This is a genomic window from Thermomonas fusca DSM 15424 (assembly GCF_000423885.1).
Taxonomy (GTDB): Bacteria; Pseudomonadota; Gammaproteobacteria; order Xanthomonadales; family Xanthomonadaceae; genus Thermomonas; species Thermomonas fusca.
This window is the reverse complement of the sequence record NZ_AUIV01000006.1, coordinates 1-16,168: the sequence shown is the minus strand read 5'-3', so window position 1 is coordinate 16,168 and position 16,168 is coordinate 1. Positions and strand designations below refer to the sequence as shown.

Sequence of the window (16,168 nt, the reverse complement as noted above, 5' to 3'; positions counted from 1 at the left end):
GCGCCGGCTTGCAATCATCGGGCCACCGCCCCACCTCGGTTGCATGTCCGCCAGCACCGACCACCAGCACCAGGCCGACCGCGGCCGGGTGCGCCGCGCACTGAATGCCAACCTCGCCGGCGCGCTGCTGCTGTGGCTGTGCTTCGCCGCGCAGCAGGGCTTCGACTGGGCATTCCTGACGGTCACGCCGCAAACGACAGCAGGCCTGCTGGGCCTGCTCACCGCGCCGCTGCTGCACGGCTCGGTGGCGCACGTGCTGGCCAATACCACCGCGCTGCTGCTGCTCGGCACGCTGGCCGGCACCGCTTATCCAAAGGCCAGCCTGCGCGCGCTGCCGCTGCTGTGGCTGGGCGCGGGGCTGGGCGCGTGGCTGCTGGGCCAGCCTGGCTCGCACCACCTCGGCGCCAGCGGGGTCACCCACGGGCTCGGCTTCCTGGTGTTCGTGCTCGGCTTGCTGCGACGCGACCGCGCGGCGATCGCCGCCGGCATGATCGCGTTCCTGTTCTATGGCGGCATGCTGATGAGCGTGCTGCCGCGCGAAGCCGGGGTGTCGTGGGAATCGCACCTGGGCGGCGCGCTGGCCGGCATCGTCGCTGCATTCCTGTTCCGCCGCAGCGACCCGCAGCCGGCGCGGCAGAAGTACAGCTGGGAGCTGGAGGAAGAGTTCGAGGCCGAACAGGCCCGCCGCAAGGCCGAAGACGGATTCGGCACCTTCGAAACCCGCGCCCCCGACGATGTGCCGGTGCTGTGGCAGCGCGAAACGCCAACCGAGCCGCGCGGCCAGGTGCTGCCGTTCCGCCGGCGCGCCGACTGAATCCGCGGGAGCTATTTTCCCGCCAGCACCGCAGCGCCCAGCTGGCGGTCGTGCCAGCGCGACAGCAGCAGCAGCGAGGTGGTCGCGCCGAGCAGGCACAGGAACATGTCCCACTGGGTGTCCCACTGGTCGCCCTGGGTAGCGAGGAAGGCGTCGGCATCGGCGCCGTAGACCAGTGCGGCCCACCACTCGATCAGCTCGAAGAACGCCGAGAAGCTGAGGCAGGCGGCCAGCACCAGATAGGTCAGCCAGCCACCGCGGCGCAACGGCGTCAGCCGCAGCAACAGTTCGCGGGCGAGGATGGCCGGCACGAAACCTTGCATCCAGTGGCCCAGCCGGTCCCAGGGATTGCGCGCGGTGCCCAGCAGTTCCTGCAGCCAGAACCCCCCCGGCGTCAGCGAGTAGGTATAGGCGCCGCCGTGGATCAGCACCAGCGCGTGCAGCGCCAGCAACCAGCACAGCAGCCGGGTCAGCGGAAAGCGCTGCCAGCGCCAGGCCACCAGCGCCAGCCCGACCATCGCCCAGATCACCTCCAGCGACCAGGTCAGGCGGTCGCTGGTGATGGCGAACGAGATCGCCAGTGCGGCCAGCACGCCGCCGGCCAGCAGCCAGCGTTCCGGGCGGGAAGGCGGAATGGCGACGGCGTGATGGGGCATGGCGATTTTCCGAATTTGCGGGTCTGCGCCGGGAGTATGGCCGTCATCCCCGCCTGCGCGGCGATCAAGCGCGGAAACGGCCGCGGTTCGGCTGGCGTTGCGGCATTCGCCGCTAAGCTGCGCGCTTCCCGGTCATTCCCTCATCCGATGCGCGTCTTTGCTGCCGTCCTTGCCTGCACGCTCCTTGCCGCCTGCGCCAGCGCACCGCCCGCACCCGCGGTGACGCCGGCCGGCGTCCCCGTCGCCGTCGCACCGATCAGGGTGGGGCTGGCGCTGGGCGGCGGCGCAGCCAAGGGTTTCGCCCACATCGGCGTGATCAAGATGCTGGAAGCCAACGGCATCAAGCCGGCGGTGGTGTCCGGCACCAGCGCCGGCAGCGTGGTCGGCGCCCTGTACGCCAGCGGCATGGATGCCTACGCGCTGCAGCAGAAGGCGGTGGCGCTGGACGAAGCCAGCATCCGCGACGTCAGCCTGTTTTCCGGCGGCGTGGTGAAAGGCCAGAAACTGCAGGACTACGTCAACGCGCAGCTGGGCGAACGCAGCTTCGAGAAGCTGAAGAAACCGCTGGCGGTGGTCGCCACCCGGCTGGAGGACGGCCAGCGCACGGTGTTCGTGCGCGGCAACGTGGGCCAGGCGGTGCGCGCGTCCAGCTCGATTCCCGGCGTGTTCGAGGCGGTCAGCATCGGCAAGCATCACTACGTCGATGGCGGCGTGGTCAGCCCGGTGCCGGTGGACGCCGCGCGCGACCTCGGCGCCGACTTCGTGGTGGCGGTCGACATCAGCAGCAAGGCCAGCGGCGCGGCCGATCCGTCCAGCATGCTCGGCAACGTCAACCGCAGCATCGCGATCATGGGCCAGAAGCTGGGCGCAGCCGAACTGGCGCGCGCCGACGTGGTGATCCGTCCCGCGGTGAACGACATCGGCGCCACCGATTTCGCGCAGAAGAACCGCGCCATCCTCGAAGGCGAGCGCGCTGCGCAGGCGGTGCTGCCACAGATCCGCGCGAAGATCGCCGCGCTGCAGGCGCAGCGGCTGGCGCAGGCCCGCCAGGCCGCGGAAACGAAGGTAGCGCAGCAGCGCGAAGCCGAGCGCAAGGCGCGCTGTGCGCAGCAGGCCGGCTGGCTGGACAAGCTGCGCCGCGACGCGGACTGCAAGTGACCGCGCGGGGCGTTACCCCTCGCGCGGTGTGACGCCCACGCCATAGCCATACACCAGCTTGCCGCCCAGCCAGCCAGTGGCCAGCAGCGACAGCAAGCCAACGCCGCCGAGCGCCAGCGCCCAGGTGTCGGGCGGCAGCGGCTGCTGGTCGGGCAGGCGCAGCAACGCGCTACCGGCATACAGGCACCAGCTGGTCAGCGCCAGACCCATATGCGCATGGGCGGTACTGCCGGCGGGGTGTTCGGCCGGCAGCTTGAGCAGCTCCCAAAACCCTGCCAGCGCCGCCACCAATCCGAACGCGCAGCCCAGCACGGTCAGCACGAACGCCAGCTGCCACAGCCACGGCGGGGCCCAGAACAGGCCGACGACATCCGCCAGCGTGGCCAGCGACCAGCAGGCCACCGGGAAATGCACCACGGCGGGATGGACGGGGTGGCTCATTGCATCACTACCGCCGCGATCAGCAGCACCGCCCCGGTCACCGCGAAACCGGCATGGGTCAGCACCACCCGCTTCAACGCCACCCGCTTGCCGTAGTGGATCGACGCCAGATAGAAGCCGAACAGCGCGGCAACCAGGAAGACGCACAGCGCCAGCACCGGCAAGGTGCCGATGCCATCGCCGGTCAGGATGGCCGCAACCAGCAGGATCAGGCCACTGGCACCCAGCAAGGCGTGCAGCAGCGACACTGCCCACGGCGCCAGCTTCCCGCGCAGCACGTACGAGGCCAGTACGAGGCCGCCACAGGCGCCCACCAGGAACACGATCAAGGCATACAGCAACATTCCACACCCCCTTATTGGTTGAACTTCGGAAACATCAGGCTTGCGCGCCGGGCAGTGCCGCGATCCGCGCCATCACCACGTCGGTCATGCGCGCGCAGCGCGCGCCCATGAACTGGAACGCTTCCACCTGCGCCACCGATACGCGGCTGGCCAGCGCCTCGCGCAATTGACGACGGGCGCGGTGCAGGCGGGTTTTCACGGTTTCCTGGCGGATCTCCAAGGCGCTTGCGGTTTCTTCCACCGAGCAGCCTTCGACGTCGCGCAGCACGTACACCAGCCGGAACGCTTCCGGCAGGTCGTCCACCGCCTGTTCCAGTAGCCGGCGCAGCTGCGCGCGCGCCGCTTCCTCGGCGGGGTCGTTGCCCAGCACGTGGCCAGGAAACGCAATCAGCTGCGCCGCCACCGGCGCGCTCGTGTCGATATCGTCGATGTCCACGCTGTCGCGCCTCCGGCGCAGGCGACCATAGGCTTCATTGAGGGCGATGCGGGTCAGCCAGGTCGCCAGCGATGCCTCGCCGCGGAAGCTGCCCAGCTTTTCGTAGCCGTGCACGTAGGCTTCCTGCACCACGTCCTCGGCTTCGGCCTCGTTGCGGATGACCCCGCGCACCACCCGGAACATGCGCTGGTTGCAGCGCTGCATGATCTGCCGGAACGCATCGCGCTCGCCGCCGCGCACGCAGGCCACCAGCGCGGCATCGTCCAGTGCGGCGTAGTCGCGCGTAGCGCCTGCTGCAATCGTGTTCATGGCTGTTCCTCCATCACGCCGACAGCACAGCGAGGATATCGCCGCGCCACGGCTCGTGTTCGAAAGCGCCCAGCAGGCGCCGCGTCACCATCGCGCTGCCGTGCACGTGCGTGCCGCGGCTGGTCATGCAGGCGTGGCTGGCACGGATCGCCACCGCCACCCCGCGCGGCTGCAGTTCGCGCTGCAGCGCGTCCGCGATTTCCACCGTCAGCCGCTCCTGGATCTGCAGCCGGCGTGCATAGGCATCGACCAGCCGCGCCAGCTTGGACAGGCCCACCACCTGTTCGCCCGGCAGGTAGGCGAGATGAGCCACGCCGGTGATCGGCGCCATGTGGTGTTCGCAGGTGCTGTGCAGCGGGATGTCGCGCAGCAGCACGATGTCGTCGTAGCCGGAACGCTCGAAGCGGCGGCCAAGGATCGTTGCCGGATCCCTGGCGTAACCACCGAACCATTCCTCGTAGGCGCGCACCACCCGCGCCGGGGTGTCATGAAGGCCGGCGCGCACCGGATTGTCACCCGCCCAGCGGATCAGCGTGCGCACCGCCGCTTCGGCTTCGGCGCGACTGGGGCGAGGCATTTCGGCTACGGTGTCCTGGAAATCGGCAACCAGCGGCACGGCGGCAAGCGGGTTCAGCATGGCGGGGCCTTTCGGGGGTCTTGCCTCGGCAGATGCAGTGGCGCAAAAAAGGTTCCCGGGAACCTCTCGGCCGAATCTGCGTCCGTGTAACAGGGATCCTCCTTTCGAATACACCCACGGAGCGCGACATGGCACAGGCGGCAGTTCTTTCCGGCCCGGATTTCACCGCCGGCGTGGCGCTGGCATCCATCCCGGCAACCGGCGTGTTGCTCGGCCACGTCGGCGAAACGCCGGTGCTGCTGGCGCTGGTGGATGGCAGGCCACACGCGGTGTCCGCCAGCTGCACCCATTACGGCGGGCCGCTGGCTGAAGGCCTGCGGGTGGGCGATGAAATCCGCTGCCCGTGGCACCACGCCTGCTTCAGCCTGCGCAGCGGCAAAGCGGTGCGGGCGCCGGCATTCGCACCGCTGGACTGCTGGAAAGTGGAAGTGGAGGGCGACCGCGTGTTCGTGCGCGGCGAGCACGTCGCGGCCGAGGCCGAAGCCGGGCCCGTGGCGACTGCGCTGCAGGACGTCCTCATCATCGGCGGCGGCGCCGCCGGCTTCGCCTGCGCCCAGCGCCTGCGCGAGCGCGGCTTCGCCGGCCGCATCAGCATGCTCAGCGAAGACAGCGCGCCGCCGGTGGACCGGCCCAACCTGTCCAAGGACTATCTGGCCGGCAGCGCGCCGGCCGAGTGGATTCCGCTGCAGCCGCCCGCGTTCTACCGCGAGCACGGCATCGACCTGCATCTGGATTGCGCGGTGACGGCGCTGGACCTGCGCGAGCGAGCTGTAACCACACGTGACGGCGGGCACTTCCGCTACGACGCGCTGCTGCTGGCCACCGGTGCCGAGGCCACGCGCATCCCGCTGCCGCGCTTCGTCCGGCCCAACGTATTCACCCTGCGCACGCTAGCCGATGCCGACGCGCTGCTCCGCGGCATCACCGATGCCCACGCCATCGCGGTGATCGGCTCCGGCTTCATCGGCATGGAAGCCGCTTCCGCGCTGCGCGCGCGCGGGCTGGCGGTGCACATGGTGACGCCGGAAGCGCTGCCGCTGGAGCGCATCCTCGGCGCGCAGCTGGCGCAGCACCTGCTGGGCCTGCACCAAAGCAACGGCGTGCAGTTCCACCTGCAGACGCAGGCCGAGCATTTCGATGGCCACGAGCTGCGGTTGGCCAATGGCGACACGCTGGCGGTGGACGCGCTGCTGGTGGGCATCGGCGTGCGCCCGCGGATCCAGCTGGCCGATGCCGCCGGGCTGCGGATCCAGAACGGCATCGTGGTCGATGACCGCCTGCGCACCGCGGTCGCCGGGGTCTACGCCGCTGGCGACGTGGCCCGCTATCCGCACGGCGGCGGGATGGCACGGGTGGAGCACTGGGTGCACGCGCAGCGGCAGGGCCAGTGCGTGGCCGACAACATGCTGGGCGATGACCGCGCCTTCACCGACCCGCCGTTCTTCTGGACCCATCACTACGGCACCGACCTGCGCTACCTCGGCCACGGCACTGGCTGGACCCGGGTGGAAATGGATGGCGATCCCGCCGCCAATGACTGCCTGGCGCGCTACTACCGCGACGACGTGCTGGTGGCGGCGGCGGCGATCGGCCGCGACCGCGAACTGCTGGCGCTGCAGGCGCAACTGGTCGCTGGCTAGCTTTCCAGCGTCAGCCCCTGCGCGCGCTTGACCGTGCGCAGCACGAAACTGGAATTGACGTCGTCCACTTCCGCCTGCGCCAGCAGCTTGTCCAACAGGAAGCGCGAGAAGTGCTCGAGGTTGCGCACCACCACGTGCAGCAGGTAGTCCATGTCGCCGGTCAAGGCGTGGCAGGCCACCACTTCCGGCCAGGCGTTGACCTGGCGGGCGAAGGTATCGATGCGCTCGGCGTCGTGGCTCTTCAGCTGCACCCGCACGAACGCCTGCAGGCCCAGCCCCAGCCGCTCGGGATCGACCTCGGCGCGGTAGCCGACGATGACCCCTTCGCGCTCCAGCCGCTGCACCCGGCGCAGGCAGGCCGAAGCCGACAGGTGGACGCGTTCGGCGAGCTCGGCGTTGGTCTGGCGACCGGCGCGCTGCAGTTCGGTGAGCAGGGTCAGATCGGTGCGGTCCAGCCTGATTCTGGTCATTTCTTCCATTCATCTTAAATATGACGCTGGAATATTGCGCTAACGCCAGCCTGCGGTGCAATTTTGCAGACATCTTGCGCACCGTTGCACCTACCCTTTGGAGATGTCCACAGCCGATCCCGCCATGTCCGCCCAACCGCAGCCGCGCCGCCTCGAAAGCATCCAGACCGACCGCGGCTCGGTGCCGGTCTATGCCACCGGCACGGTGGGGCAGCCGTGGGACAGCTACAGCGACGAAGACCACGACGTCTGGCGCCAGCTCTACGCGCGCCAGCAGGCGCTGCTGCCCGGCCGCGCCTGCGACGCCTTCCTGCAGGCGCAGGCGCGGATGCGGATGCCGCCGGACCGGATTCCGAAGTTCTCCGACCTCAACGCGATCCTCGGCGCCGCCACCGGCTGGCAGATCGTGGCGGTGGAAGGGCTGCTGCCGGAACTGGACTTCTTCACCCATCTGGCCAACCGCCGCTTCCCGGTCAGCTGGTGGATCCGCCGTGCCGACCAGATCGACTACATCGAAGAACCCGACCTGTTCCACGACCTGTTCGGCCACGTGCCGCTGCTGATGGAGCCGATGTTCGCCGACTACCTGCAGGCCTATGGCGAGGGCGGGGTGAAGGCGCACGGCTTCGGGCCGGAGGCGCTGATGCAGCTGGCGCGGCTGTACTGGTACACGGTGGAATTCGGCCTGATCCGGCAAGCGGACGGCCTGCGCATCTATGGCGCCGGCATCGTCAGCTCGAAGGGCGAATCGATCCACTGCCTGGAATCGGCGTCGCCGAACCGGATCGGCTTCGACCTGGAGCGGGTGATGCGCACGCGCTACCGCATCGACAGCTACCAGAAGACCTATTTCGTCATCGACAGCTTCGAGCAGTTGATGGATGCCACCCGTCCGGACTTCGCGCCAATCTATGCGCGGCTGGCCGGGCAGGGCGAATACGCGCCGGAAGCGGTGCTGGCGACGGATCACGTCCTGCACGCGGGCAGCCAGTCCGACTGAGCGTTCACGGCGGCTGCACGCCAGCGCCGCCATGTTGACCCGGTGTTCCCCGCACCGGAGTCAACGCCATGCTCAAGTGGGCCCTGATTTTCGCCGTGATCGGCCTGGTCGCCGGCGCGCTCGGTTTCGGCGGCATCGCCGGCGGCGCGTTCGGCATCGCCAAGTTCCTGTTCTGGGCCGCGATCATCATTGCGGTGGTGCTGTTCGTGCTGGGCGTGACGATCTTCAAGAAGGTCACCTGAGGCCGCAGGCACGATGCGACCCGCGGCTCTTCCGGCTTCCGGGCCGCGGTCATGCCGGCCGCGCGCCGACTTCGGCGACAATACGCGCCTGTCTTCGCACAAGGGCGCCGCAATGTCGCATCCCCACATCTCCCTGACCCGTTTCCTGATCGAGGAACAGCGCGCGGGCCGCGTCAATGCGGAACTGCGCCTGCTGGTGGAAGTGGTGGCGCGCGCCTGCAAGACCATTTCCATCGCGGTGGGCAAGGGTGCGCTGGGCGGCGTCCTGGGCGAGGCCGGCACCGGCAACATCCAGGGCGAGGCGCAGAAGAAGCTCGACGTGATCGCCAACGACGTGCTGCTGGAAGCCAACGCATGGGGCGGCCACCTCGCCGGCCTTGCGTCCGAGGAGATGGACCACAGCATGCCGATCCCGGACGTGTATCCGCGCGGCAACTACCTGCTGCTGTTCGATCCGCTGGACGGCAGCTCCAACATCGACGTCAACGTCTCGGTGGGCACCATCTTCTCGGTGCTGCGCTGCCCCGAGGGCGTGACCACGCCCGCCGACGAACACTACCTGCAGCCGGGCACCGAGCAGGTCGCGGCCGGCTATTGCGTGTACGGCCCGCAGACCACGCTGGTGCTGACCGTCGGCCACGGTACCCACGCCTTCACCCTCGACCGCGAGGTCGGCAGCTTCATCCTGACCACCCGCGGCATGCGCATCCCGGAGGAGACGAAGGAGTTCGCGGTCAACGCCTCCAACCAGCGCTTCTGGGAAGCGCCGATGCAGCGCTACGTCGGCGACCTGCTGGCCGGCAAGGACGGCCCGCGCGGCAAGGACTTCAACATGCGCTGGATCGCCTCGATGGTGGCCGACGTGCATCGCATCCTCACCCGCGGCGGCATCTTCAGCTACCCGCTGGACAGCAAGTGCGCGCCCAAGGGCGGCAAGCTGCGGCTGATGTACGAGGCCAACCCGATGAGCCTGCTGGTGGAACAGGCCGGCGGCGCCGCCAGCACCGGCCGCCAGCGCATGCTGGAAGTGCAGCCCAACGGGTTGCACATGCGGGTGCCGGTGTTCCTGGGCTCGAAGGCGGAAGTGGAAGCTGCGGTGTCCTACCACCGCAGCCACGACGCCGGCGCAGCCTGAGCGGCCGGGGCGGGCCGGCGCCCGCCCAGAACGCTTGCTGCGTTCGTCATTCCGCGCCGTGATGCGGCAACACCCCGCGATTTCGGCAGAATGCGCCCATGCAGCTTGATCCCCACCTGTGGCCCCAACTCGCCTTCGGCCTGATCCTGGCCGGCGGCCTGTACCTGTTCATCAGCGAACGGCTGCGGGTCGACGTGACCGCCATGCTGATCGTGCTGGCGCTGGTGCTGACGGGGGTGCTGGACGGCAAGCAGGCGCTGTCGGGCTTCTCCAGCGAGCCGGCGATCATCGTCGCCGCGGTGTTCGTGATCTCCGGCGCACTGGGCGCCACCGGCATCAGCGAGCGCCTTGGCAGTTGGGTGGAGCGCGCCTCCGGCGAACACGAGTGGCGCACCATCGCGGTGGTGATGCCGCTGGTGGCGCTGCTGGCCTCGTTCACCCACCACGTGATGGTCACCGCGATGATGCTGCCGCTGCTGCTGCGGCACGCGCGCAACCGCCGCCTGCCGGCCTCGCGGCTGCTGATGCCGATGTCGCTTGCGGCCTCGCTGGGCACCACCCTGACCCTGTTCAGCGCACCGGCGTTCCTGTTGGCCAACGACATGCTGGAGCGCGCCGGCGCGGAAGGGCTGGGGATCTTCTCGATCACCCCGATCGGCGTGGCGCTGGTGCTGGTGGGCACCGCCTACATGCTGCTGACCCGCTGGCTGCTGCCCAAGCGCAGCGGCGAGCAGAACGAAGACGACTACCTGCGCCTGGATCGCTACCGCACCGAGCTGCTGGTGATGAAGGACGGCCACTGGTGCACGCGCCCGCTGGCCGACCTGCAAAAGGCGCTGGGCCAGCGCTTCCGTCTGATCGGCTGGCTGCGCGACGGCGAACGCCGCGACGACCTTGGCCCCGGCAGCCCGCTGCTGGGCGGCGACGTGCTGCTGGTGGAAGCGGCCGCCGACGAACTGATGTCGCTGCACGATGACAGCGGCCTGGACATGAACGCGATCGCCCGCTTCGGCAGCTTTGCCGCCGGCGAAGGCCGGCCGCAGCTGGTGCAGGCGGTGGTGGCGCCGGGCTCGGAGTTCATCGGCCGCAGCATCCGCGAGCTGGATTTCGCCCGCCAGTTCCACACCGTGATCGCCGGGCTGTGGCGGCGCGGCGAGCAGATGGCCGACCGCCTGTCCGACGCGCGCCTGCGCGAGGGCGACCTGCTGGTGCTGTGGGGCCAGCAGGCGCGCTTCACCGAGCTGGCCGCGCACCACGGCTTCCTGATGCTGGTACCGTTCGCCGGCGAAGCCAAACGCCGCCTGCGCGCGCCGCTGGCGCTGGCCATCCTCGCCCTGACCGTGCTGGCCGCGGCCACCGAATGGCTGTCGCCACCGATGGCTTTCCTGGCCGGCGCCGTGGCCATGGTCGCCACCCGCTGCGTCGATGTGGAACAGGCCTATCGCGGCATCGACGTCCGCATCTTCGTGATGATCGCCGGGGTCATCCCGCTGGGCATCGCGATGGAGCAGACCGGCACCGCCGCGCTGCTGGCGCAGTGGCTGTCGCACTTCATCGAACACTGGCCGCCGTTGGCCATCCTGCTGGTGATGTTCTCGCTGGCCGCGCTGCTGACCCAGGTGATGAGCGATGCCGCCACCACCGCGCTGCTGGGGCCGATCTCGATCGCCACCGCGCAGGTGCTGGACCTGCCGCCGGCGCCGTTCGTGGTGTGCACCGCACTGGGCGCGGTGGTGGCGTTCCTGACCCCCATCGGCCACCACGGCAACCTGCTGATCCTGCGCCCCGGCCAGTACCGTTTCGGCGACTTCCTGCGCGTAGGGCTGCCGCTGACCGTGCTGGTCGCGCTGGTCAGCGCGTGGATGGCGCGCTGGCTGTGGATGGGCGGGCCGCTGCTGCCGAGCTTCGGTTGACCGTTTCGCCTACAGGGAGGACGCCATGACCATCGTGATCGCCCCGCGCAGCCACGACATCGGCGGGCTCGAAGTCCGCCGCGCCGCGCCCAGCCTGCAGGCGCGCAGCGTCGGCCCGTTCGTGTTCGTCGATCACATGGGCCCGGCGCTGTTCGAGCCCGGCCGCGGCATCGACGTGCGCCCGCACCCGCACATCGGCCTGGCCACCGTCACCTACCTGTGGGGCGGCGCGCTGCGCCACCGCGACACCCTGGGCAGCGTGCAGGACATCCTGCCCGGCGACGTCAACTGGATGACCGCAGGCCGCGGCATCGCCCACTCCGAACGCACTCCGCTGGGTCCACGCGCGGCCGGCCACGACCTGCACGGCATGCAGACCTGGGTGGCGCTGCCGCAGCCGGACGAGGAAACCACGCCGTCGTTCCACCACCACGCCGCCGCCAGCCTGCCGCGCCGAGAACATGCCGGCGCGCAGCTGCGGGTGATCGCCGGGCGCGGTTTCGGCATGGAATCGCCGGTGCGGGTGTTCGCCGACACCTTCAACGTCGCGGTCGATCTGGCGCCTGACGCCGAGCTGCCGATCGCAGCGGAAGCGCAGGAGCGCGCGCTCTACGTGCTGGAAGGGCAGGCGCAGCTGGACGGCGCGGATATCCCGGAAAAACATTTGGTCGTGCTCGACCCGGGCGCGCGCCACGTGCTGCGCGCGAAGACGCCGCTCAAGGCGATGCTGTTCGGCGGCGAGCCGCTGGATGCGCCGCGCCATATGTGGTGGAACTTCGTGTCCAGTTCGAAGGAACGCATCGAGCAGGCGAAATCCGACTGGGACAGCGGCGCGTTCGGACTGATCCCCGGCGACGACGCCGAGCGGATTCCGCTGCCGACACGCTGAGGCATTCGATCACGCTGCCCGCGAAAGCGGCGTCGATCAGAACAGCTCTCCCTGCGGCGATGGCTTGCGCGGTGGCACGAACAGATCCGTGCGCAACGCCGGCAGCTGGCCATAGCCCAGCCGCCGGCGCGTCTTCGCGAAGCGCATCGCCACCAGCTCGGCAAACGGCCCCTGGCCGCGCATGCGGGTGCCGAACGCGCTGTCGTAATCCTTGCCGCCGCGCATCTGCCGGACCAGGCTCATCACGTGCGCGGCGCGATCCGGATAGTGCAGCTGCAGCCATTCGCGCCAAATCTCCTTCAGCTCATGCGGCAGCCGCAGCAGCACGTAGCCGGCGGACTGCGCGCCGGCCGCGCGCGCGGCTTCGAGGATGCGCTCCAGATATTCGTCGGTGATCGCCGGAATCACCGGCGCCACCAGCACGCCCACCGGCACGCCGGCCTCGCGCAGCGCTGCCACCAGCTTCAGCCGCGTGTGCGGGGCGGCAGCGCGCGGCTCAAGCTTGGCCGACAGCGCGTTGTCGAGGGTGGTGATCGAAACATGCACGTTGACCAACCCTTGGGTGGCCAGTTCGGCCAGCAGGTCGAGGTCGCGCAGCAGCGCGCTGCCCTTGCTGACGATGCTGAGCGGGTGGCGCGCCTCCAGCAGCACCTCCAGGCAAGCGCGGCTGATGCCATGCGCGCGCTCCAGCGGCTGCCAGCCATCGGTATTGATCCCCAGCGCGATGGGTGCCGGCACGTAGCCGGGCCTGGCAAGTTCGGCGCGCAGCAATTCCGCGGCATTGGTCTTGGCAAACAGCCTGGTCTCGAAATCCAGCCCCGGCGACAGATCCAGGTAAGCGTGTGAGGGCCGCGCGAAGCAGTAAACGCAGCAGCAATTTATGACGGCTGCATATTTTGTTCAGGAAGACCACGCCGCCACTTGATTGATAGGCAAGGGCTCTTGGCCGAAGAGTCCCTCCCTAGCCTTGCCCCATCGCGCCTAGATGCTAGCGCAGTGAGCCGCGCGCGGGCGCGTCTAAACCCCCCAAATCTTGCGACATTAGCCTTGATGCCGCCCGAGAATCCTTCGGTAAGGGGTGCGTCCGATGCCTGCAACGCCGCTGCAGCCCGTTGCCTTAAGGACCAGAATCACTGCGCGCGCGTCTGTACCTGGCCGAAAGCTAGGTAGGCGCCCCCCACTGGACGCACACCAATGTGGTAATTCGTGAGGGACTAAAGGCTCCAACGTAAATCCCGAAAAATCCAAGCAGAGGTCAAGATCCAGACCCCATGAGACAGGCGACTCATACCGGACTCCTAGTGGGCGAGGATTCGCTCCAGAAATTCCATGCCGCAACCTACCGTTCAGCCGCCATTTTCCGCCGTCTCATCCTATGGGCGGGGATATGCGAGGATTTTCCTCCGAACAGCATTAAGATGCCGCCATGACGCGCCCCAGCGACAAGCATGCCGGACCTCGAGTTCTGCGCCTCCATATGGAAGGCGTTGAGGAACTCGGCGGCGATGTGCGCTTAGGGGCCTTCATCGAAAAGCTCGCAGCGTTCAAAGCAGCGCTCGCTGAGACTGGAAGTATCGTCTCCCGAGACGGCTCGCCCGCAGTTGATTTTGTTGTCTCGGAGTTGAGCCACAACAGCCCCGCGATGGTGGGTGTGTTGCCTATCTCGCTGGCCGACAAGGGCCAACATGCAGGGCGCGTCGCGGAGTCTTTCGTGACCTTCCTGAGTCAGGTTCGAAACCGCACCGCACGCGTCGATTCCGACCGCGCCCGCCTTGTGGGTCACTTGCGGAAACTGGTTGCCGGGGTCGGTGAACGCTTCGAGCGTCTTTGGATTGACGGCCCCGGATTTGACCCGATCTTGCTTGATGACGTTGTCGCAAAGGCGCTAGACGACGCTTTGCCTGATGTGCGCCGGGAGTTTGGAGCGATCAAGGGTGTGGTCAAGAGGTATTCGGGAGTAGGAAAACAACCCTACTTCAAGATTGTGCCTCCGGTCGGCGGTGTTGAGATCAAGTGCGTTTTTCCACTCGAATTGCTCAACCAGGCTGCCGCATCTGTCGAGCACAACGCCACGGTCGAGGGCGAGCTCAAATCGTACGAAGATGACCTTTGGCCGCACGAGGTTCGAGTCCGTCACATTGAGATTCATCCTCTCGACAGTGAGCTACCGTCGCTAAGTGAGCTTGCAGGCAGTGCGCCAGGGGCCACTGGCGAATTGAGTGCGGCGGAGTTCGTCCGGGAGCTGCGTAATGAGTGGTAAAGCTACGGTCGTCTATTGGGACAGCTCGGCGTTTATCGCACTGCTCAAAGAGGAAAGGACCCACGGCGACGGCGTCTACGATGCGCTGTTGTCTCAAGCCGGAGCGTTTGATCGCAATCAGATTGTTCTAGCAACTTCGACTATTGGTATTGCCGAAGTGTTGTCGATGCCTTTGGCCGATGGGGCCCGCGAGCGATTCGAGTCGATGATTCAACGTAGCAATTTCCAGACGATCGCAGTGAGTGATGGCGTCGCCCGACAAGCGGCCCGCCTTCGGAATCACTGTTACGGCAGGGAAAAGAACGGCGCGGGTGAGCCTTACATCTTGACTACGCCGGACGCCATTCACGTTGTCTCCGCAATGCTGATTAAGGCGGATGTCCTGGTCACTCTGGACTCGGAGAACAAGTCGGTGAAGGTGGAGCGCAGAGAGATGGCGATGACGAAGGTTGCTAGTCACTACCCTGTTCCGGACCTTCATCCTGTCGCAATTTCTCGACCTGGTCTCGGGCTCCCCGGCACCGGGCTGCTGTAGTCGCGCAGTCAACTCGGCACGTAGCAGAGTAGATCGCGCATATGGTGCGCGACCCGCGCAGATAGTTGGGGGTTGGCTTGCTCCTCGGCGGCGAACTTTTCGACCCCTGTGCGAACAGCCTGGACAAGAGACTCGACATCGACGACGACAGCATTGGCAGGCAACTTGCGTTCGTGGGAGGCCGGTGGACCGTCTTTCCACTGATAGAAGATTGGACGGGCGTCACCTGCTGCGCTTAGGCCTGACTCGGGGCGATATGTATGTAGCACTCCACACCTTGCTCCGTACAGCTCGATGGCGGCGCAGTCTAGCCCTGGCGCCGGAAGGAAGTAGCGGTTAGTCCATTCAACGAAGGTTGCGCGGCTCGTGTCACGCTGATTTTCAGGACGAGACAACGCAGAAACTGCATCAATAGTGGCGTAACAGAGCGTCACTACCGACATCATGCACTCGGCACTTAGTGCGGCTTCTATCCCTCGCAGCATGCCGCGGGCGCCGTGTGTGACCTCATGCAGCGTCGGCTTGGTCAGCATGATTGATCTTCTTCCTCTCGATTCGCCATGTGCGCTGCCTCCACTTCGAACGAACCGCACCAGCGAGCGGATTGTTCAAACCAGCTCATTGCCATTGACGTGCTATTGCTGCGTTGTCGACCACGAGTCAGCTAGAAGCTCAGCCTGTAGGATTACCTTTTCAGTAGCTCCAGGCTGTGCATCCGGTGGATACTTGTGTTTTGCCAGAAGCACTTTAACCATCGCCAACATCTTGGCTCGGGCGGAGGGCCTGTTCTGCCAGTCGATGGTCGCCGAGCGCCTGAGCTTGTCCGTGAGCTCCTGGGCCAGTGCCCGCAGGACCGGATGTCCCATCTCCCGCACCGCTGATTCGTTCTCGCACAGTGCCTGGTAGAAGGCGAATTCCTCTTCGGTCAGCCCCTCTGGCGGCTTTGCGGCGTTGATTTCCTTCGCAAGCTTGATCGGGTTCTACCCCGAAATCACGGACGGTTGTGAAAGAGCTGAGAACTTCTGATCCTGCCTGGCGACCCTACGTCGCATCCTCGGGTTGTGGAATCGCTCGATGTATTCGAACACATCGGACCTTGCAGCATCGAGTGTCGGATACGTCATGCGGTAAACGCGCTCGCGCTTGAGCAGGCCGAAGAAGCCTTCGCAGGCTGCGTTGTCACCGCAATGCCCCACCGCGCTCATCGAGCACACCAACGCGTTGGTCGCCAAGTAACGCAGGTAATCGCCGCTCCGGAACTGGCTGCCACGATCCGAATGAAGGATCAC

At 67.3% G+C, this 16,168-nt stretch carries 19 protein-coding genes and 1 pseudogene; 10 read left to right on the top strand and 10 right to left on the bottom strand.

The features are described from left to right. Positions 1-43 precede the first annotated feature (43 nt). A complete protein-coding gene (locus tag G582_RS0102950; protein ID WP_028838561.1) occupies positions 44-814 on the top strand; it encodes a rhomboid family intramembrane serine protease in 771 nt (256 codons plus the stop codon). Positions 815-825: 11 nt separating this feature from the next. Here the strand turns inward: G582_RS0102950 and G582_RS0102945 are convergent, their stop codons facing one another. Continuing rightward, on the bottom strand, positions 826-1,470 hold the full coding sequence (locus G582_RS0102945) for a DUF2238 domain-containing protein (RefSeq protein ID WP_028838560.1): 645 nt from the start codon (positions 1,468-1,470) through the stop codon (positions 826-828). Positions 1,471-1,617: 147 nt separating this feature from the next. Between G582_RS0102945 and G582_RS0102940 the strand changes: the two genes are divergently transcribed. Next, positions 1,618-2,628 (top strand): patatin-like phospholipase family protein, encoded by a 1,011-nt coding sequence (locus G582_RS0102940; RefSeq protein WP_028838559.1) that lies wholly within the window; start codon positions 1,618-1,620, stop codon positions 2,626-2,628. A 12-nt stretch (positions 2,629-2,640) separates the two neighbouring features. Here G582_RS0102940 and G582_RS0102935 read toward each other — a convergent pair whose 3' ends face one another. From G582_RS0102935 to folE, 4 genes are read right to left on the bottom strand one after another with little or no spacing between them, the layout of a single operon-like run. Next, positions 2,641-3,069 carry a DUF2231 domain-containing protein gene (locus G582_RS0102935; RefSeq protein ID WP_028838558.1) on the bottom strand — a complete coding sequence of 143 codons (429 nt, stop codon included), beginning with the start codon at positions 3,067-3,069 and terminating at the stop codon, positions 2,641-2,643. Then, positions 3,066-3,413, bottom strand: coding sequence for a hypothetical protein (locus G582_RS0102930; RefSeq protein WP_028838557.1), 348 nt, complete (start codon positions 3,411-3,413; stop codon positions 3,066-3,068). Before G582_RS0102930 ends, G582_RS0102935 begins: the two co-directional genes overlap by 4 nt. Before the next feature lie 34 nt (positions 3,414-3,447). After that, positions 3,448-4,158, bottom strand: a complete 711-nt coding sequence (locus tag G582_RS0102925) for an RNA polymerase sigma factor (protein WP_028838556.1) — start codon at positions 4,156-4,158, stop codon at positions 3,448-3,450. 13 nt (positions 4,159-4,171) lie between these two features. Then, positions 4,172-4,795, bottom strand: a complete 624-nt coding sequence (gene folE / locus G582_RS0102920) for a GTP cyclohydrolase I (RefSeq protein ID WP_051246551.1) — start codon at positions 4,793-4,795, stop codon at positions 4,172-4,174. A 128-nt stretch (positions 4,796-4,923) separates the two neighbouring features. On the opposite strand from folE, the gene G582_RS0102915 reads away from it, so the two are divergent. Beyond that, entirely contained in the window at positions 4,924-6,435 is a 1,512-nt protein-coding gene (locus G582_RS0102915) for an FAD-dependent oxidoreductase (RefSeq protein WP_028838554.1), read from the top strand. Here the strand turns inward: G582_RS0102915 and G582_RS0102910 are convergent. Further along, positions 6,432-6,905: an Lrp/AsnC family transcriptional regulator gene (locus G582_RS0102910; protein WP_028838553.1), complete on the bottom strand. Its 474-nt coding sequence runs from the start codon at positions 6,903-6,905 to the stop codon at positions 6,432-6,434. The genes G582_RS0102915 and G582_RS0102910 overlap by 4 nt on opposite strands. Positions 6,906-7,029: 124 nt before the next feature. Between G582_RS0102910 and phhA the strand changes: the two genes are divergently transcribed. The 5 genes from phhA (at position 7,030) to G582_RS0102885 (ending at position 12,084) form a co-directional block, all read left to right on the top strand. After that, positions 7,030-7,905, top strand: a complete 876-nt coding sequence (phhA, locus tag G582_RS0102905) for a phenylalanine 4-monooxygenase (RefSeq protein ID WP_028838552.1) — start codon at positions 7,030-7,032, stop codon at positions 7,903-7,905. Between the two features lie 68 nt (positions 7,906-7,973). After that, on the top strand, positions 7,974-8,147 hold the full coding sequence (locus G582_RS17435; RefSeq protein WP_028838551.1) for a DUF1328 family protein: 174 nt from the start codon (positions 7,974-7,976) through the stop codon (positions 8,145-8,147). 112 nt (positions 8,148-8,259) lie between these two features. Further along, positions 8,260-9,282 (top strand): class 1 fructose-bisphosphatase, encoded by a 1,023-nt coding sequence (locus G582_RS0102895; protein ID WP_028838550.1) that lies wholly within the window; start codon positions 8,260-8,262, stop codon positions 9,280-9,282. A 98-nt stretch (positions 9,283-9,380) separates the two neighbouring features. Beyond that, positions 9,381-11,195: an SLC13 family permease gene (locus tag G582_RS0102890; RefSeq protein ID WP_028838549.1), complete on the top strand. Its 1,815-nt coding sequence runs from the start codon at positions 9,381-9,383 to the stop codon at positions 11,193-11,195. 25 nt (positions 11,196-11,220) lie between these two features. Further along, a complete protein-coding gene (locus tag G582_RS0102885; RefSeq protein WP_028838548.1) occupies positions 11,221-12,084 on the top strand; it encodes a pirin family protein in 864 nt (287 codons plus the stop codon). 36 nt (positions 12,085-12,120) lie between these two features. Here the strand turns inward: G582_RS0102885 and G582_RS15210 are convergent. After that, a pseudogene (locus G582_RS15210) lies at positions 12,121-12,954 on the bottom strand (PA0069 family radical SAM protein); the annotation flags it as partial. A 556-nt stretch (positions 12,955-13,510) separates the two neighbouring features. Here G582_RS15210 and G582_RS0102875 point away from each other — a divergent pair. Continuing rightward, a complete protein-coding gene (locus G582_RS0102875) occupies positions 13,511-14,344 on the top strand; it encodes a hypothetical protein (RefSeq protein ID WP_156880225.1) in 834 nt (277 codons plus the stop codon). Next, a complete protein-coding gene (locus G582_RS0102870) occupies positions 14,334-14,879 on the top strand; it encodes a type II toxin-antitoxin system VapC family toxin (RefSeq protein WP_028838546.1) in 546 nt (181 codons plus the stop codon). The genes G582_RS0102875 and G582_RS0102870 overlap by 11 nt, the downstream gene beginning before the upstream one ends. Before the next feature lie 8 nt (positions 14,880-14,887). Here G582_RS0102870 and G582_RS17805 read toward each other — a convergent pair whose 3' ends face one another. The 3 genes from G582_RS17805 to G582_RS0102860 form a co-directional block, all read right to left on the bottom strand. Then, complete coding sequence (locus G582_RS17805) at positions 14,888-15,412, bottom strand: hypothetical protein (protein ID WP_156880223.1); 525 nt, start codon at positions 15,410-15,412, stop codon at positions 14,888-14,890. A 102-nt stretch (positions 15,413-15,514) separates the two neighbouring features. After that, a complete protein-coding gene (locus tag G582_RS18630; RefSeq protein ID WP_211219281.1) occupies positions 15,515-15,853 on the bottom strand; it encodes a type I restriction enzyme endonuclease domain-containing protein in 339 nt (112 codons plus the stop codon). A 6-nt stretch (positions 15,854-15,859) separates the two neighbouring features. After that, positions 15,860-16,168: IS3 family transposase (locus G582_RS0102860; protein WP_028838545.1), on the bottom strand; the 309-nt coding region annotated here is incomplete at its 5' end.

What these genes read in the sequence shown, in the direction of transcription:
- G582_RS0102945 (WP_028838560.1), bottom strand. Translation starts at nt 1,470, where the DNA reads ATGCCCCATCACGCCGTCGCCATTCCGCCTTCCCGCCCGGAACGCTGG.
- folE (WP_051246551.1), bottom strand. Translation starts at nt 4,795, where the DNA reads ATGCTGAACCCGCTTGCCGCCGTGCCGCTGGTTGCCGATTTCCAGGAC.
- G582_RS0102930 (WP_028838557.1), bottom strand. Translation starts at nt 3,413, where the DNA reads ATGTTGCTGTATGCCTTGATCGTGTTCCTGGTGGGCGCCTGTGGCGGC.
- G582_RS0102885 (WP_028838548.1), top strand. Translation starts at nt 11,221, where the DNA reads ATGACCATCGTGATCGCCCCGCGCAGCCACGACATCGGCGGGCTCGAA.
- G582_RS0102895 (WP_028838550.1), top strand. Translation starts at nt 8,260, where the DNA reads ATGTCGCATCCCCACATCTCCCTGACCCGTTTCCTGATCGAGGAACAG.
- G582_RS0102870 (WP_028838546.1), top strand. Translation starts at nt 14,334, where the DNA reads ATGAGTGGTAAAGCTACGGTCGTCTATTGGGACAGCTCGGCGTTTATC.
- G582_RS0102950 (WP_028838561.1), top strand. Translation starts at nt 44, where the DNA reads ATGTCCGCCAGCACCGACCACCAGCACCAGGCCGACCGCGGCCGGGTG.
- G582_RS17805 (WP_156880223.1), bottom strand. Translation starts at nt 15,412, where the DNA reads ATGCTGACCAAGCCGACGCTGCATGAGGTCACACACGGCGCCCGCGGC.
- G582_RS0102915 (WP_028838554.1), top strand. Translation starts at nt 4,924, where the DNA reads ATGGCACAGGCGGCAGTTCTTTCCGGCCCGGATTTCACCGCCGGCGTG.
- G582_RS0102890 (WP_028838549.1), top strand. Translation starts at nt 9,381, where the DNA reads ATGCAGCTTGATCCCCACCTGTGGCCCCAACTCGCCTTCGGCCTGATC.
- G582_RS0102925 (WP_028838556.1), bottom strand. Translation starts at nt 4,158, where the DNA reads ATGAACACGATTGCAGCAGGCGCTACGCGCGACTACGCCGCACTGGAC.
- phhA (WP_028838552.1), top strand. Translation starts at nt 7,030, where the DNA reads ATGTCCGCCCAACCGCAGCCGCGCCGCCTCGAAAGCATCCAGACCGAC.
- G582_RS0102875 (WP_156880225.1), top strand. Translation starts at nt 13,511, where the DNA reads ATGACGCGCCCCAGCGACAAGCATGCCGGACCTCGAGTTCTGCGCCTC.
- G582_RS17435 (WP_028838551.1), top strand. Translation starts at nt 7,974, where the DNA reads ATGCTCAAGTGGGCCCTGATTTTCGCCGTGATCGGCCTGGTCGCCGGC.
- G582_RS0102910 (WP_028838553.1), bottom strand. Translation starts at nt 6,905, where the DNA reads ATGACCAGAATCAGGCTGGACCGCACCGATCTGACCCTGCTCACCGAA.
- G582_RS0102935 (WP_028838558.1), bottom strand. Translation starts at nt 3,069, where the DNA reads ATGAGCCACCCCGTCCATCCCGCCGTGGTGCATTTCCCGGTGGCCTGC.
- G582_RS0102940 (WP_028838559.1), top strand. Translation starts at nt 1,618, where the DNA reads ATGCGCGTCTTTGCTGCCGTCCTTGCCTGCACGCTCCTTGCCGCCTGC.